At 43.4% G+C, this 15,527-nt stretch carries 12 protein-coding genes and 5 tRNA genes; 12 read left to right on the top strand and 5 right to left on the bottom strand.

Annotated features, from left to right (window positions below; translation table 11 throughout):
- Positions 1-16: 16 nt before the first annotated feature.
- Complete coding sequence (locus MMA19_RS02565) at positions 17-874, top strand: LysR family transcriptional regulator (protein ID WP_240205426.1); 858 nt, start codon at positions 17-19, stop codon at positions 872-874.
- Here MMA19_RS02565 and MMA19_RS02560 read toward each other — a convergent pair.
- The 3 genes from MMA19_RS02560 to MMA19_RS02550 all read right to left on the bottom strand — a co-directional run bounded on the left by MMA19_RS02560 (position 860) and on the right by MMA19_RS02550 (position 2,860).
- Positions 860-1,177: a cytochrome c gene (locus MMA19_RS02560; protein WP_240205425.1), complete on the bottom strand. Its 318-nt coding sequence runs from the start codon at positions 1,175-1,177 to the stop codon at positions 860-862. The genes MMA19_RS02565 and MMA19_RS02560 overlap by 15 nt on opposite strands.
- Positions 1,178-1,323: 146 nt before the next feature.
- On the bottom strand, positions 1,324-2,331 hold the full coding sequence (gene ltaE, locus MMA19_RS02555; protein WP_240205424.1) for a low-specificity L-threonine aldolase: 1,008 nt from the start codon (positions 2,329-2,331) through the stop codon (positions 1,324-1,326).
- 10 nt (positions 2,332-2,341) lie between these two features.
- Positions 2,342-2,860 carry an NUDIX hydrolase gene (locus tag MMA19_RS02550; RefSeq protein ID WP_240205423.1) on the bottom strand — a complete coding sequence of 173 codons (519 nt, stop codon included), beginning with the start codon at positions 2,858-2,860 and terminating at the stop codon, positions 2,342-2,344.
- A 222-nt stretch (positions 2,861-3,082) separates the two neighbouring features.
- Between MMA19_RS02550 and MMA19_RS02545 the strand changes: the two genes are divergently transcribed.
- The 11 genes from MMA19_RS02545 to pulA all read left to right on the top strand — a co-directional run bounded on the left by MMA19_RS02545 (position 3,083) and on the right by pulA (position 14,141).
- The gene (locus MMA19_RS02545) at positions 3,083-4,576 is read left to right on the top strand and encodes a VWA domain-containing protein (RefSeq protein WP_240205422.1); all 1,494 of its coding nucleotides are present in this window, start codon (positions 3,083-3,085) and stop codon (positions 4,574-4,576) included.
- A 175-nt stretch (positions 4,577-4,751) separates the two neighbouring features.
- Complete coding sequence (locus MMA19_RS02540; RefSeq protein ID WP_006069655.1) at positions 4,752-6,413, top strand: ATPase RavA domain-containing protein; 1,662 nt, start codon at positions 4,752-4,754, stop codon at positions 6,411-6,413.
- A gap of 101 nt (positions 6,414-6,514) precedes the next feature.
- On the top strand, positions 6,515-7,960 hold the full coding sequence (gene viaA / locus MMA19_RS02535; protein WP_240205421.1) for an ATPase RavA stimulator ViaA: 1,446 nt from the start codon (positions 6,515-6,517) through the stop codon (positions 7,958-7,960).
- Positions 7,961-8,141: 181 nt separating this feature from the next.
- A tRNA-Cys gene (locus tag MMA19_RS02530) sits at positions 8,142-8,215 on the top strand.
- Positions 8,216-8,418: 203 nt separating this feature from the next.
- Entirely contained in the window at positions 8,419-8,664 is a 246-nt protein-coding gene (locus MMA19_RS02525; RefSeq protein WP_006069657.1) for a hypothetical protein, read from the top strand.
- 321 nt (positions 8,665-8,985) lie between these two features.
- A tRNA-Leu gene (locus MMA19_RS02520) sits at positions 8,986-9,072 on the top strand.
- Between the two features lie 32 nt (positions 9,073-9,104).
- Positions 9,105-9,178: transfer RNA gene (locus MMA19_RS02515), tRNA-Cys, on the top strand.
- A gap of 79 nt (positions 9,179-9,257) precedes the next feature.
- Positions 9,258-9,344: transfer RNA gene (locus tag MMA19_RS02510), tRNA-Leu, on the top strand.
- Positions 9,345-9,375: 31 nt separating this feature from the next.
- Positions 9,376-9,449 (top strand) — tRNA-Cys (locus tag MMA19_RS02505).
- A gap of 189 nt (positions 9,450-9,638) precedes the next feature.
- The gene (locus MMA19_RS02500; RefSeq protein ID WP_240205420.1) at positions 9,639-10,082 is read left to right on the top strand and encodes a CopD family protein; all 444 of its coding nucleotides are present in this window, start codon (positions 9,639-9,641) and stop codon (positions 10,080-10,082) included.
- Between the two features lie 426 nt (positions 10,083-10,508).
- Positions 10,509-14,141 carry a pullulanase-type alpha-1,6-glucosidase gene (gene pulA, locus MMA19_RS02495; protein WP_240205830.1) on the top strand — a complete coding sequence of 1,211 codons (3,633 nt, stop codon included), beginning with the start codon at positions 10,509-10,511 and terminating at the stop codon, positions 14,139-14,141.
- A 53-nt stretch (positions 14,142-14,194) separates the two neighbouring features.
- On the opposite strand, the gene MMA19_RS02490 is transcribed toward pulA, so the two are convergent.
- Together MMA19_RS02490 and MMA19_RS02485 are read right to left on the bottom strand one after the other, a co-directional pair.
- The gene (locus MMA19_RS02490) at positions 14,195-14,515 is read right to left on the bottom strand and encodes a heavy metal-binding domain-containing protein (RefSeq protein ID WP_006069660.1); all 321 of its coding nucleotides are present in this window, start codon (positions 14,513-14,515) and stop codon (positions 14,195-14,197) included.
- Positions 14,516-14,679: 164 nt separating this feature from the next.
- Positions 14,680-15,495 (bottom strand): phosphate ABC transporter substrate-binding protein, encoded by an 816-nt coding sequence (locus MMA19_RS02485; protein WP_236110278.1) that lies wholly within the window; start codon positions 15,493-15,495, stop codon positions 14,680-14,682.
- Positions 15,496-15,527: the final 32 nt, after the last annotated feature.

Raw genomic sequence — 15,527 nt, 5'->3', positions numbered from 1 at the left:
ATTAAGAGAGCTTATTGTGAATAAACTACGTTTAATGTCTATCTATGTACAAATCATTGAAAGTGGCTCAATAACCAAAGCGGCTGATAAACTCGGTGTGTCTAAATCTGTAGTTAGTTCAGCGCTAAAACAGTTAGAAAATGAGTTGAATACGAGCTTACTAAAACGCACGACGCGCAAGCAGATGCTGACTTCTACCGGAGAGCGTTTTTATCATCAATGCGCTCTCATGCAAGAGCATGCAGAATCTGCGTGGATTGAGGCATCAGAGTCGATGAACACGCCATCAGGAAGACTATCGGTGACAGCGCCACACGCGTTGATGCAGAGTATTGTCATACCTGCGCTCGCTGATACTTTTAATGATTTTTCTGATGTGACGCTGAACTTAGTAAGTGACGATGACCACGTGGACATAATTCAGCAGGATATTGATCTAGCGATTCGTGTAGGCGCATCTGGAGATTCCAATCTAAAACAAAGGAAACTTGGTCAGTTTTCTGACGTCCTATGCCAATCGAAAAACAATGAAGTAGATATAACATCGTGCCAATATGTCGCTCAACATTGGCAACCAGCGCAAATACACCATCGAGAATTAAATACGGAACAAGAGTTAACGTTTGTTCCAGCACACCGTGTCAACACGGTCTACGATGCTATTCGCCTAATCGAGAGAGGGTTTGGTATAGGCTTGGTTCCTGAATTTCTACTTGGTGAAAGCATGGCACTAAAACCAGTTGCTGAAATAGAGAAGACGAAACCTAATCCTATTTTCTCCTTACACCCTTATCAAGCACATGTGCCTCTTACAGTGTCTATGGCTATAAGTGCGATTGAACAGAGGATAAATACTCTGCTAATCGATAGTTGAATAGAACGCAGCAATATCTTTCAAGTCTTCTTCCGTTAAGTTTTGAAGCTGAGCCTTCATAAGTTCTGCCATCGCGCCTTGGCGCTCGTCATTTTGATACGCTTTCATAGCATTAAACAGATAAAGCGAGTTTTGCCCGCTGAGGTTTGGGTAGTTAGCTTGAGTAGGAGCTCCATTAGGGTTGTGGCAGAACACACAGCTTGGTGCTTTCATTTCACCTAGTTCTGGATTTCCGAATTCGTTAGCATCAGCAACCGATGAAATAGCCATCAAAGCTATCACGGTAAGTATATTGTTTTTCATAAGAATGTACTCTAGCTCCGTTTAGCAAAATGGTAATGCTTCACCTTAGGTTAACCTCAAGAAATTATTACTTCCCAAGCTGAATTTGTGACACAAAAAAGGAGAACCTGACGTTCTCCTAATTAATGTTGGATGGGTCGAAACAATTATCCAACTAACTCTCTGACTTTCTGAAGCAATGTGTCAATGTCATCACTCGAAATATCCTTGTGAGTTACGAATCGAATCGGATTCCCTGGGGTAATTGTAATGCCGTCTTTAGCTAACGATTCTGCAATAACATCAATCTTTACCGATTCATCGAGCTTAGCAAAAACAATGTTCGTTTGGACAAAATCGGCGTTTACACTAAATCCAGAAATGTCATTTAGGCCAAGTGCGAGCTTTTTGGCATTAGCGTGATCAACTTTTAACTGATCGACTTGCTCTGTAAGCGCAAGTTTTCCTGCCGCGGCTAAAATACCAGCTTGGCGCATACCACCGCCAACCATTTTACGCAGTCGTCTTGCACGTTCGATAAACGCTTTAGAACCAAGAAGTAAGGAACCAATAGGAGCCGCTAAGCCTTTTGAAAGACAGATTGTCATAGAATCAAAATGCTGAGCAATTTCTTTTACGTCCACATCTAATGCCACGGCCGCGTTGTATACTCGAGCGCCGTCTAGATGCAGTTTCAGTCCGTTTTCATCAACAAACTTCCTTGCTTCTGCCAAATATGACAATGATAGAACTTTACCGTTGATAGTGTTTTCAAGGCTTAACAATTTGGTGCGCGCGAAGTGGCTATCGTCCGGTTTTATCGCGGCTTTCAACTTAGAGAAATCAAGTGTACCGTCTGGGTTATTCTCAATAGGCTGAGGCTGAATTGAGCCGAGTACTGCTGCACCGCCAGCCTCATATTTATAGTTGTGAGCCTGCTGGCCACACAGGTATTCATCGCCGCGTTGGCAATGTGCCATTAAACCAAGCAGGTTTGCCTGAGTACCAGATGTTGTGAACAGCGCCGCTTCGAAACCATGTCGCTCTGCTGCCCATTGTTCTAATTCGTTGACCGTTGGGTCATCCCCGTAAACATCGTCACCGACAGGTGCATTGGCCATAGCTTCACGCATAGCTGGGGTAGGTTGGGTCACTGTGTCTGAGCGAAAATCCATTGATACTCTCCTAAATGTATCCACATAGCGTGGCTTTGCTTAAGCACGCTATTGTTTTGGCATCCGTGATGCCACCATCGATTATTTTTTGTTGTAATTCCGTTAGTGACATTGTCACTAATTCAATAACTTCATCATCATCGCATTCTAAGCTGCGATTCGGTTTGAGTGATTTTGCAATATACAGATGCTGTATCTCGTCGCAAAAGCCAGCGAGTGGTGTCACCTGTCCTAGAGAAATCATACTACCAGCTTCGAAGCCCGTTTCTTCAATCAGTTCTCTGTGTGCGCAATTTTCAGCATTTTCACCCAGTTCCATCGTCCCGGCAGGAAGCTCTAAAAGCCACTTCTTAAGTGAGGGCCGATATTGATTTAATAGCAGGATATCGCCGGACTCGGTAACTGGAAGGATGACCGCAGCTCCTGGGTGTTTAATTGTCGTGTGCGTAATGCTTTTCTGATTTGGTAATTCAATGTCTTCTTCTACGAGGGCAATGGATTTCCACTGATGAATTGTTCTTTGGGCCATAAAATCATCCGTTGATGGCTAGATATAAAGTACGTAGAAGGTTTACGTAATCACGGTTCAATATGACCATAACGTGACATAAAAGTCGATGGATAATAAGGGGAACGTTTTATTAAATGGCGATCGAAAATGAAAACTAGGGTTTCTTACCTGTAATGCAATGAAAAATTTAGGTATATCAAGAGGTCTACACGGTTGTGAAGTTTATTTATAGGTAACGAAATGCTTGGTGCGGACAGTCTAAATTTGGCGATGATGGTAGCAGAGTCAGGAATTATTGATTCTGCGGTTAGAGACATCATGCAGCAAACAGACCTGTTGGCGATGGGAAGCGATGAGGGACTTAAGCAAAGCTTAACAGCATCAATGGCCAAATGGTCTAAATCTGTTAAACGCAAGCTCGTCAAAGGTCAAGATACCGAGTCTCTGCAATCTGAACTCGAACTTTATCAACGTGCAGTCTATCTAACGGAGCAAGAGTTTGATGATCAATTAAGTCAATTGATTGAGCAGCTCCCTGAAGATTCGCATTTCCTTCCTAAAGCTCGTCAGTTAGCGAGTGATATCGATGCTTATCCACAATCACTGTTTGCCCGTCAGTTTTGTAAGCAGTGGTATGAAAGCTTAAAACAGGCCGTTGAATCGAAACAACAACAAACGGTTGACCAGCAGAAGTCTAAATTCTTAAAACAGATGTATCAGAAAATCGATACGTTAAAAGATATGGAGAACCTGCAAAAAGGTGGCGAACAGGGCAAATTGGGAAGGCTTTGGGATTTGGCAGGAGCAGAACTAACAAAGCAGGATTGGCGACACATAGAACGTACAGCAGAGTACCTTGAGAATAATCAAGAGCTGAAACATATTGCCGACAAACTCGGACGTATGGCAGAAGAAGTGGATGCTCCAGAGCTAAATAAAGCATTGAGCCACGATGAAGTGGTCGTTGAAGAGAAAACGGACTTTGCGACAGATGATATTGTGGGTATCCACGAAAGTAACGACATCAACAATCTTCTTCCTAATGAGACCATGTATTTGGCCTACCCAGAATTGGAAACCATTTTCTATCAACACTTGGTGGAAAAACGACTGCTAACCTACAAATCAGAAGGTAAACAACGTACGGTTCGTCAATTACATTCACCTAAAACAGCGACGGGTGAAGCAGACAAGGAGACAGGCCCTATGCTTATCGCGATAGACGTCTCAGGTTCAATGCAGGGTGCTCCGGAAAAATCAGCGAAAGCTATCGCGTATTCACTAATGAAAATGGCCGCACAACAACAACGCGAGTGCCACGTCATATTGTTTTCCTCCACATTCATTAGTTATGACTTAACAGGGACGACTGGACTGAAAGAAGCGAGTGACTTTTTGTCTTATACCTTTAAAGGCGGAACCGATCTTGGAAAGGTCTTGAATCACGCTGTGGAACTGATGCAAGGTGAGCAATACAAAAATGCCGATTTGCTGGTGATCTCCGATTTCATCGCACCTAAGCAGGAACAGGAGATTGTCGAAAGAGTAGAGTCATTACGTGGCCGCTACAATCGGTTCCACTCTTTATGTCTCTCAAAATATGGTAACCCAGAAGTTTTAGGGCTATTCGATACACAATGGCGTTATCACCCCAGTCTCGTCGGACAGTTCATTAAAAAACCTACGTTACAGTTTAATAGAGCAAAACAGGCGCTTTCTCATACTTTCGGCTAATGAGTTCTGGTGTTTGAAGCGACTCTTAGTGACAAAACTCTATAAAAATCAGCTTGATAATTTTAGGTTTGCGGTCATGCTTTAAATAAAGCATGAATGAAAAATCTTGTAACATAATAATAACAAATGTATAAAATCATTTATGCATTCCTGTTTTGTGCACAGAGGTATTGGCATGATAAAGCCCACAGTTGTTTCCCACGCTGATAAAGCGTTGCTATCTGAACGAATTAATAAACTCGCCTCAGCACTTTCCGATGGCGTTTACGAACGAGAAGAGACCATAAAGCTTTGCTTATTAGCCGCCCTTGCAGGAGAAAGTGTCTTTTTGCTTGGCCCGCCTGGAATAGCTAAGAGCCTAATTGCGAAGCGATTGATACAAGCATTTGATAACAGTAGTTATTTTGAATACTTGATGACACGTTTTTCTACCCCTGAAGAGGTGTTTGGCCCTCTTAGTATTCAAGAGCTCAAAGACAACGGACGTTATTTACGATTAACCGAAGGTTACTTACCTACCGCTCAAGTGGTTTTCTTAGATGAAATCTGGAAAGCAGGTCCTGCGATCTTAAACACATTACTAACCGTCGTGAATGAGAAAACATTTAAGAACGGTAGTGATATTGAAAGAGTGCCTATGCGCTTGCTGGTTTCCGCCTCAAATGAACTGCCCGATGAAGACAGCGGTTTGGAAGCTCTCTATGACCGTATGTTGGTACGCATATTTGTAAATCGTATTCAGAATAAACAGAACTTCAAATCAATGTTAACGGTTGGCACGAGTGAAGAAGCGAAGATCCCCGAAGGTTTGGCGATTACCGATCAGGAATATCATCAATGGCAACGTGAACTTGATAACGTCAAGTTGACTGATTCCGTCTTTGAAAAACTCTATCAACTTAAAACCTTGCTAGAGTCCGCAGCAGAAGAAAACCAAGGCAGACTCTCGGAGTCAGACCTGTATGTTTCCGACCGTCGTTGGAAGAAAGCGGTAAAACTCCTCAAGGCGAGTGCGTTCTTTAATGGTCGCGATAGCGTCAACCCGCTCGACTTACTGCTACTACAAGACTGTCTGTGGAACAGTCCAGAATCACTAGAAATTGTTCGCGATGTTGTTCGTGACTTTGCGTTGAACTACGCCTTTGATCAACAGGAAGTATTCCAACAGATCGAAGAAGGTAAAGAGCAATTAGCTGATATTCAAGATGAAATCGAAGCTGAGTTTGCGATGCCTCTTTCTATGGAATCCACGACGGGGCTGCTTCGAAAAGATGTATACCAGTACGATATTAGCAACGCCAAATCATACAAAGTTGGTCCGGCTACGGACCTAGTCAAATTGGTCTTGCTGCAAAGCAACATGTCAGTATCTGAGAGTGAAAAAGGCGATAGCCGCTGGGTCTATGTAGCAAAAGATGAGCTTAGCCGAGCCATCAAAGAAGGTGGCAGTGAGGTGTATGGTTATGTAAACCAAAATACGCATTTGTGCCGCTTGAAGCTTGATATTGACGCTGCCAATAACCTCGTTATTAAGGATATCGCTAATCGCTCTGTTCTAACTACGCTTGTGACCACTTCTGGTATTGACTCCAATTTACTTCAAGAGTGGACGACAAGAGCTGATCAGGTATTAACGCAGCTTACTCATGCAGAATATCACCTTAGACAAGTACGCTCTAACTTCCATGGAGCTCTACCACACGGCTTTATTCAGCAAGAGATACCAACAGAGATGGAAGTGAGCTTACAAACAGTCACGCAAACACTTGAAACGACTAATGCCGAAGCTGAGAAAGCAGTCGCCAGAATCAAAGGATTAAATGACTTTTTTGCCTAGAAAGCTCGCTTAGGAACTTTACTTGACTAGGAGCTTTGCTTAATTAGATGGCTAGCTAACTTGGTTGAGTGACATCGTAAGATAAAACACCGGAGGCATGGATGCTCGGAGCAGACGGATTAAACTTGGCGCTAATGATTGCCGACTCAGGTCTAATTGATTCGGCAGTTAATGATTTGATGGCTCGCTCTCAAGTTGTTGCGCTCACAGAAAAGCGCGGCGTTCGTTCTGCGGTCAAAGGCCATTTGTTGAAGTGGCGTGGCTCGGTAAAAAAACGTATGACTCGTGTTTGTGAGACCGAACGTTTCCAGAAAGAACTTGCACTCTATCAAGAGGTCATCCACTGGGATGAAGCGACATTTTTTGAACGCATTAATGATGTCGTCAAGCAACTTGAGTGGCATTCTGCATTCTACATGCAGGCGAGGCGTCTGCTAGAAAAAAACAAGTCAGTTAATAATCCCATGTTTCCCCGTTTCTTTTGCGATCTTTGGTACAAGAGCCTAGCGGATGCGATTAAACAAGCCGAGGTCTCTGAGTTAGAAGCAAGTAAAGAGAAGTTTCTCGCCGATTTGTATCAACGAATGGAAACCATGCAAAACATGGATACCGTGACGGAGCAGGGTGATGAAGCTGCTATGGGCCGTTTGTGGGATATGGCCTCTGCGAAACTCACCAAGACTGATCTAAAAGTGATGCACAACCATGCCGAGTTTCTTAAGAAGAATAAGGGACTACAAGAGATAGCAGAACAGCTTGGACGAATGGCAAATGATCAGGATGATCCCGAACTTAATAAAGCACAAGCTGATGATGTTGAGATGGTTGAAGAGCAAAGTGATGAGGCGACGGATGATATAGTAGGCATTCACGAGTCCGACGATCTGAATAAACTGCTTCCTAATGAAACCATGTTTCTCGCTTATCCCGAATTGGAAGTGGTGTTTTACAAACATCTCGCTGATAAACGCTTAATGAACTACAAAACTCAAGGAAAATCACGCACGCTCAAAAAAGTACGAACTAGTAAACCCGATAACAGTAAGGTGGAAATAGAGAAGGGCCCATTTATTGTTTGTATCGATGCATCTGGTTCGATGAGTGGATTTCCTGAGCAGTGTGCCAAAGCAATGGCTTACGCACTGATGCAAATTGCTTTAGCTGAAGATCGTGAATGCTATGTGATTCTGTTTTCTACTACACACATTACGTATGAACTGACTAAGCAAGATGGTTTGCGAGAAGCTGCTGATTTTCTTAGCTATTCATTTCATGGCGGAACTGACTTAGAGCCAGTATTAGTTCAGTCTATCGATTTGATGGGGACTGATACTTATAAAAACGCAGACATGGTTGTGATTTCCGACTTTATCGCACCGGAACAATCCGAAGAGATGATACAAAAAGTCGACCAACTGAAAGAGCGTAAAAACCGCTTTCACGCCATCAACCTTTCTAAGTTTGGCAACCCCGCACTGATGAGTATGTTTGATCATTGCTGGTCCTATCATCCAAACTTGGTGGGACGCTTGATGAAAAAGTGGTGAAACACACTAAGAGATGTGACTGTGAGAACGCTTAGTACATTAGATCGCTGCTTGATTAAGCATATTGCCGTTAATCTGGACAAACGAAGAGATAATATCGTTTTTTGTTTGACTAATGTTGAGTAATCCGTAAAGTACGCCCCGAACACGACGGAGCAGCAGCTCAGTGTGTTAATAGAAAGGCGCCTTGGCAGAGTGGCTATGCAGCGGATTGCAAATCCGTGGACCTCGGTTCGACTCCGGGAGGCGCCTCCATTATTCAGAAACCTCGACAATCGTCGGGGTTTCGTTCTTTCTGGCTCTAAGAATTCTCCCTCACTGTACTCACTAACGTTTGGACAGCTAATTCACCTTGTCTGAGACCTAAGCCTCGAAATCCGTTTTCAGCATTGTTAACAGTTTGCGTTTAAGTTAGTCGACGACTATGGTGAGTTATCACTATATTCGTGGAGGTGCTTATGTCTGAAGTCTTGGTTGTTCTCATCATTTTTGGCGCTATTTTTGGTCGAGGTATGCTGCGAACATTTTTCGCTCATCGCGAAAAAATGAGGGCGATTGAACTAGAGAAAGCCATGGAAGGGGCGGAAGGTTTAAATAGCGAGTTGGTACAACAAATAAAAAGCTTATCTGAGCGCGTTGAAGTACTTGAGAAAATCATTACAGACGAAAAATATCAATTGGATCGCAAGATCGCCAACTTATAAGTGGTGCTGAATTAGTCGATTTGTATGGCCTTCATACTGCTTGGCTCGATATTTAGTCAGTTGATTCATAAAGTTAAAATTTACTGTTGACGCAAAAACTTAATCCGTTAAAGTACACCTCGTTCTCACGGGAAACCCCGATGAAAACGTATGCGAGACTAGCGAGACTGTTATAGGCAACCTTGCCAAGATTAACGTCACACCAAGACCGTTGAAGAACGGAAACCTAGTGAGTCGCTCAAAATTAAAGTCTTACGGCAACTGCGGTAAGAAAAAGATGGTGTTTTACTATTCAGTAATCGGCATCGCAAGAAATTGCGTGCCCTGGTGGTGGAATTGGTAGACACAAGGGATTTAAAATCCCTCGGCGTTCGCGCTGTGCCGGTTCAAGTCCGGCCCGGGGCACCATCTATTCGCTAATTAATTAGCACCCAAATTAAGGCGCCTTGGCAGAGTGGCCATGCAGCGGATTGCAAATCCGTGGACCTCGGTTCGACTCCGGGAGGCGCCTCCATATTAAAGTCTTACTGCAACTGCGGTAAGAAACAGATGGTGTTTTACTGTTCAGTAATCGGCATCGCAAGAAATTGCGTGCCCTGGTGGTGGAATTGGTAGACACAAGGGATTTAAAATCCCTCGGCGTTCGCGCTGTGCCGGTTCAAGTCCGGCCCGGGGCACCATCTATTCGCTAATTGTTAGCACACAAATTATGGCGCCTTGGCAGAGTGGCTATGCAGCGGATTGCAAATCCGTGGACCTCGGTTCGACTCCGGGAGGCGCCTCCACTCCCTCTAATCTATCTCTGCGTTGTCATAAATTACGCACAGTTCTTTAGCTCTATTAAGTGCCCTACCTCTAATACTCAAATAAACGATAATAAATATCATTACATTTGTATGATCCTCGTCATATCTTTATTGTTCAATATGTTAATAATTAAGATTAATTTAACAGAACAAGAAAAGGGAAGGCACATGTTTGCTTGGCTTTTAGTGCTGCATATTTTAGGTGCGTCAATCTGGACGGGTGGTCATCTAATTTTGAGTATTGTAGTCCTACCTAAAGTATTGAAATACAAGTCACCTGAAATGCTACTTGAGTTCGAGCAGAACTATGAAAAGATCGGAATGCCAGCGTTAGTTATTCAAGTGACTACGGGATTGATGATGTCTTATCAGATCCTTCCTGATGTTAGTTTATGGTTCGATATGTCAATTCCACTAGCTCATGGTATTGCGGCGAAATTGGTTTTGCTTGCTCTAACGGTTACTTTGGCTCTCGATGCGCGTTTTCGAGTAATCCCAAAGCTATCGAAGGACAACCTTGTAGACATGGCACTTCATATTATTCCAGTAACCATAATTTCTGTTGTATTTGTCTTCGTAGGTGTGTCATTTAGAGTGGGGTGGCTGTCGTAGCTAACGAATCTGTCAATAAAGCAATAAATTACTTTCCCATATTGCCTGCGAACTTCATTATTGGTTGATGTTTCCAAAACAACGCCGCTTGTAGCAGCTTAATATTTTTGAGTTGAAAATAAGGTCATAACAAAATCTGATCCAAGTCGCCAATTGCAGGTTGAGTTATCATCCTCAAACTCTACGCCCCAGTATCTAAGCCTTTAAAATCTGTAAGATCAAAATGAGCACTGTGTTGCATAATATGGTGCTAAGACTTCCCAGTATGTGATAGTGCTTCAAACGCTCTGTTATTTTATCCGATACAAAAACTTAACATGCATTGTTCACATTTTGTTGAGCATCACTTTTCATAGCATAGAGAGTGAACTAACCGATTTACCCTCAATAATAAAAGGTTGAAAAGTGGACGATAATAAACCGAAGATGACAGTGGCAGCTAAAACGCTTATACCACTGATTTCAATTGTATTACTCGCAGGATGCAATACGAATAGTGAGTCTGGAACAGAGGCTGGTGGCAATAGTGGGGATGTGGATGGCTTGTATAAGGCTGGCGAGAATGAAGTCGTCATCTATTACAAACGTGACTCAGCGGCTCAATCTGGTGACCCGTACGCTGGTTGGGGGTTACACCTGTGGAATGGCGAAGGGTGTGAAAGTACTGACCTAGAAGCAATGAATATTGGTGATGGTGGAACGAGCTGGGATGCTCCATTTGGGTATACAGGAATTAGCTCTACCTATGGCGCTTATTATGTTCTGAAGGTGAACCCAGATGCATCAGACCCTCACGAATGTATGAACTTTATACTTCACAAAGGAGATGAGAAAGCCTTTGGGAGTGGAAATCACAAGGTTCAACTACGTCAACTTGATGACAATAAGGGATTATTTGGTTTCCATGGCAGTAGCCAAATTTATTACGTCCCTACTGCTGATAGACCTGTCGCGATCGATGGGCGCGCAGCTCACTGGTTAGATGGTACCACAATTGGTTGGGAAGCCGCCTCGACGGCAGATAAAGTGGTTCTGTTCTACAGTGAAGACGGCAGCATCACAATGAATGATGATAGGTCTATTCAAGGGCAAGATGGACACGTTGAACTCACCATTTCGGGTGAGTTGCCTGAGCCACTCAAAGCTCGCTATAAGCACCTAGCGAGCTTGACTGCCCTCAACATTGATGTGAATGCGGAGACACGACATACACTTTTAAAAAAACAACTTGTGATAGTCGCATATAACAAGAGCAATGAAATTATTACCGCCACTGAGCTTCAAACAGCCGGGGTTCTTGACTCTGTGTTTGCCTCAAAAGATGGGGGTAATGCAATAGCTCAAACACTCGGTGCTATTGTTGAAGGAAACGATGTGACGTTTAAACTCTGGGCACCAACAGCAATGTCAGTGTCGGTAGAAGTTTATAATGAAGATAAGACCCTAGATAGTGTATATCCAATGACTGAAGATGCAGATACTGGCATATGGTCCTCGGATGGCGTAAGTGGAGCGCTGAACCAGTTCTATCGTTACGACGTTAAGGTGTACCATCCTACGACGGGTAAAGTGGAGCAGCGATTGGTAACCGACCCATATTCACTTAGCGTGTCTGCAAATTCTCTATATTCTCAAGTTGTAGATCTCGATGATACGTTATTAATGCCTGAAGGTTGGAATGACGAAGCCTATTCTCGTCCTCAATTATCTAAAGCTGAGGATCATGTCCTTTACGAATCTCACATACGTGATTTTAGCTTCAGTGATTCTAGAGGGACGGAAGCATTGAATGGTAAGTATTTAGCACTAACCGAAGATACTCGAGAGTCAGTAACACATCTGAAGTCATTGCAACAAGCGGGCTTAACAACGTTGCATGTATTACCTGTGTTTGATATTGCTACGGTTGATGAGGTCAATAGAGTTGATATTACCGATACGGTCGGTGATCTATGTGCTCTTAATGCTAAAGCTGCGGTTTGTTCTACAGCAGATAGTGGGCAGGTCATTGAAGATTTATTGCAAAACTATGACCCGGCGAGTGCGAATGCGCAGTCTTTGATGAATGACCTACGAATGTATGACAGTTTTAACTGGGGCTATGATCCATTCCATTACACAGTTCCTGAAGGTAGTTACGCTACCGACGCTGAAGGTTCACTAAGAATCAAAGAGTTCCGCCAAATGGTAAAAGCGACTCATGATATGGGACTTAAGTTCGTCATGGATGTCGTATATAACCACACCAATGCCTCTGGCGTAAATGATAAGTCAGTGTTGGATAAAATTGTTCCTGGGTATTATCACAGGCTCAACGCCAATTCCGGAGGCGTAGAAAACTCGACCTGTTGCGACAATACTGCGACGGAAAACTTGATGATGGGTAAGCTAATGGTTGATTCACTATTAGTTTGGGCTGGTGACTACAAAGTCGATGGTTTCCGTTTTGACCTTATGGGGCACCAACCAAAAGACTTGATGGTTTATGCGTTAGAGAAAGTGAAAGCGATTGATCCCGATACCATTTTCTATGGTGAAGGTTGGGATTTTGGTGAAGTTTCTAATCATGCTCGATTCGAGCAAGCCACACAGCTAGCTATGGCTGGTACTGAAATTGGTACGTTTTCTGATCGATTGCGAGACGCAGTACGTGGTGGTAGTCCTTTTGATGGCGGCGTTAACAGCGATGGCCGCCATGCACTAAGGTTTAATCAAGGGTTTGGTAATGCGGCTTATCCTAATGAAGAGGTAATCGAATCAGTTGAAACAACAAACGATAGACTTCACAACCAAGATATCGTCCGTTTAGGTATGGCGGGCAATTTAGCTGACTATGTTCTCTTGGATTACAGTGGTGAGACTAAACGCGGCAAAGATGTGGATTATAATGGCGCCCCGGCAGGCTATACTAAGTTCCCATCGGAGAATATCTCTTACGTATCGAAGCATGATAACCAAACACTTTGGGACAACAACGCCTACAAGATTGCGACAGGGATAGATTCGGCGAAGCGAGCTAGAATGCAGACTGTATCGCTTTCAACCGTAATGTTGGGGCAGGGTATTCCATTTATTCACATGGGCTCAGAGCTATTGCGGTCTAAGTCGATGCAGCGAGATTCCTACGACTCAGGAGATTGGTATAATCGCGTTCGCTTCGATGGTTCAGACAATAACTGGAATGTTGGTTTACCTCGAGAAGACAAAGATGGTGCTAACTGGGATTTGATCAGAAAAATCATAGCCGATCCTAGTGTCAAACCGTCTCAAACGGACATTGAACTAACCAAACAACAATTCTTAGAGTTACTTAAAATTAGAAGTAGTAGTGAGCTGTTCCGCTTAGATAGTGCTGAGGAGGTCATGAAACGAGTCGATTTCCGCAACGTTGGTCAGGGTCAAACACAAGGTTTAATTGTCATGACGATTGATGATGGAACCAGTGCGGGTGCTGATCTTGATTCTGCATATGATGCGGTGGTGGTTGTGGTTAACTCGACGGCAGTTACTAAGGAGTTCAAGATTGAAGGAGCTAGCGGTTTTGAACTACATCCGGTTCAAAAGTCGTCTTATGATAGTGAAGTGAAAACAGCCTCATTTAGTAATGAAATCTTCTCTGTACCAGCATTGACAACCGCTGTCTTTGTACTTCCTCAAGGTGAGAGCCAGGGTGTAGGCTTGCCGATAGACAACAGTAATAAAGATGTATCTAGTATCGCACCATTCGGAAGTACTGAACTCTACTTACGTGGATCGATCACGACATGGGATGCCCCTACGGAAAATTCCAATGCCAAGTTTAGCTATATTGCCAATAATATTTACCAGTTAGATATAGAAGTGCAAACGGGAAGTTTTAATATGAAGGTCGCCGATGCATCTTGGAACGCAGAGACAAACTTTGGTGGCGAAGTGAGTGTTACTTTGGGTGAGGCAAGCACTCTTACTGCAGGTAGCAATGATAATGTCACTATAAATATTGCTGAAGAGGGAAACTATCGTTTCAAGTTGGATGCAACAAATAAAGCCAATCCAACGCTGACTGTAACCAAACTCTGATATTTTTTAGAGTGATCAAATAAGGCAGCATTCGCTGCCTTATTTATTCGTCTTTAATCAACAACGACTGCAGTGCCACTCGCCGACACCATTAACATGCCGTTGCCAGTCCCTAGTACTTCATAGTCAAGGTCGACACCCACAACAGCATTCGCGCCAGCATCAGCGGCTTTTTGTTCTAATTCTTTTAGTGCGATTTCACGCGCACGTTGTAGCTCTCTCTCATAGGTGCCCGAGCGTCCGCCTACAATATCTCGCAGGCCAGCAAACATGTCTTTAAAGACATTGGCACCTAAGATCGCTTCGCCGGCGATCACGCCTTTGTAAGCAACTATACGCTTTCCTTCAACGGTTTGAGTAGTGGTGACAATCATGAATAGACTCCTATTGGGGATAAACCATTTCTGATTAACAACATAGCAGGTTGCGATAACATGGGAAATGACAGAAGTGTCGTAATTATGTATTCAACGATTCCAATCTTGGTAGAGACGAAAAAGGGAAAGCAAATGCTTTCCCTAATGTAGCGATGACTTTACTACTTTTTTATAGGCGTGTAGCCATATTCTTGGATGAGGGATTGTCCCTCATTAGATAGCACGAAAGAAATGAATTTATCCGCGTCATCATCAATGTCATCTTTCTTGTGTAGCAAAAGGAAAGGACGTGCGAGCTTGTATTTCCCTTCGGAGATATTCTTGGTGGTTGCTTCCACACCTTCAAACTTAATGGCCTTAACTGAACGGTCGACAGAACCTTCAGAAATGTAACCTACGGCGTGTGGGTTGTTGTTAACAATGGTCTTTACCATACTGTTGCTATTTACAACGAGGTTCGTTGGATTGATATCAGAGACTAGTCTGTCATTGATGATTTGGGTCAAGCCCAACAGACTTTCGAAACTTGAACGCGTGCCTGAAGAGGCCTCACGTGTCACAACAGCAATCTTCTGATCTGGGCCACCAACTTGCTTCCAGTTATTAATTTTTCCTTTATAGATGTCAAACAACTGTTCTCGAGTGAGGTCTTGAACCGGGTTTGCTAGGTTGACCACAATAGCTAGACCATCGTAAGCAATAGGAAAAACGTCTAGACTTTCACTGCTTTCACGTTCTGTAAGATAACGGCTGCTCATACCGATATCCGCCGCCCCTTTTTCTACTAGGGTGATACCTGCTGTACTACCGATTCCTTGAACGGCTATGAACGTGTCGCTGTGTGACGTGTTGTATTGTTCTGCCAAGACATCCATAACACGAGCAACAGATGTAGAACCAGAAATATTGACTTCTTGTGCTGCTACAGTGTTTATAGCAGAGAAGGAGAGTAGAGCGGCTAAAGCGACGCGAAGCATAGAGAAACTCCAATTAAAGTGAGAATTTGCCA

It is taken from the genome of Vibrio sp. CyArs1 (assembly GCF_022432925.1).
Classification (GTDB): domain Bacteria; phylum Pseudomonadota; class Gammaproteobacteria; order Enterobacterales; family Vibrionaceae; genus Vibrio; species Vibrio mediterranei.
Note: the sequence above shows the minus strand (reverse complement) of the source record. Positions and strands in the feature narration are given on the sequence as shown.

Bases quoted from the DNA above. Each gene is read 5' to 3' on its own strand.
- MMA19_RS02485 (WP_236110278.1), bottom strand. From the start codon at position 15,495: ATGCTTCGCGTCGCTTTAGCCGCTCTACTCTCCTTCTCTGCTATAAAC.
- pulA (WP_240205830.1), top strand. From the start codon at position 10,509: ATGACAGTGGCAGCTAAAACGCTTATACCACTGATTTCAATTGTATTA.
- MMA19_RS02540 (WP_006069655.1), top strand. From the start codon at position 4,752: ATGATAAAGCCCACAGTTGTTTCCCACGCTGATAAAGCGTTGCTATCT.
- MMA19_RS02550 (WP_240205423.1), bottom strand. From the start codon at position 2,860: ATGGCCCAAAGAACAATTCATCAGTGGAAATCCATTGCCCTCGTAGAA.
- MMA19_RS02560 (WP_240205425.1), bottom strand. From the start codon at position 1,177: ATGAAAAACAATATACTTACCGTGATAGCTTTGATGGCTATTTCATCG.
- MMA19_RS02525 (WP_006069657.1), top strand. From the start codon at position 8,419: ATGTCTGAAGTCTTGGTTGTTCTCATCATTTTTGGCGCTATTTTTGGT.
- MMA19_RS02490 (WP_006069660.1), bottom strand. From the start codon at position 14,515: ATGATTGTCACCACTACTCAAACCGTTGAAGGAAAGCGTATAGTTGCT.
- ltaE (WP_240205424.1), bottom strand. From the start codon at position 2,331: ATGGATTTTCGCTCAGACACAGTGACCCAACCTACCCCAGCTATGCGT.
- viaA (WP_240205421.1), top strand. From the start codon at position 6,515: ATGCTCGGAGCAGACGGATTAAACTTGGCGCTAATGATTGCCGACTCA.
- MMA19_RS02545 (WP_240205422.1), top strand. From the start codon at position 3,083: ATGCTTGGTGCGGACAGTCTAAATTTGGCGATGATGGTAGCAGAGTCA.
- MMA19_RS02500 (WP_240205420.1), top strand. From the start codon at position 9,639: ATGTTTGCTTGGCTTTTAGTGCTGCATATTTTAGGTGCGTCAATCTGG.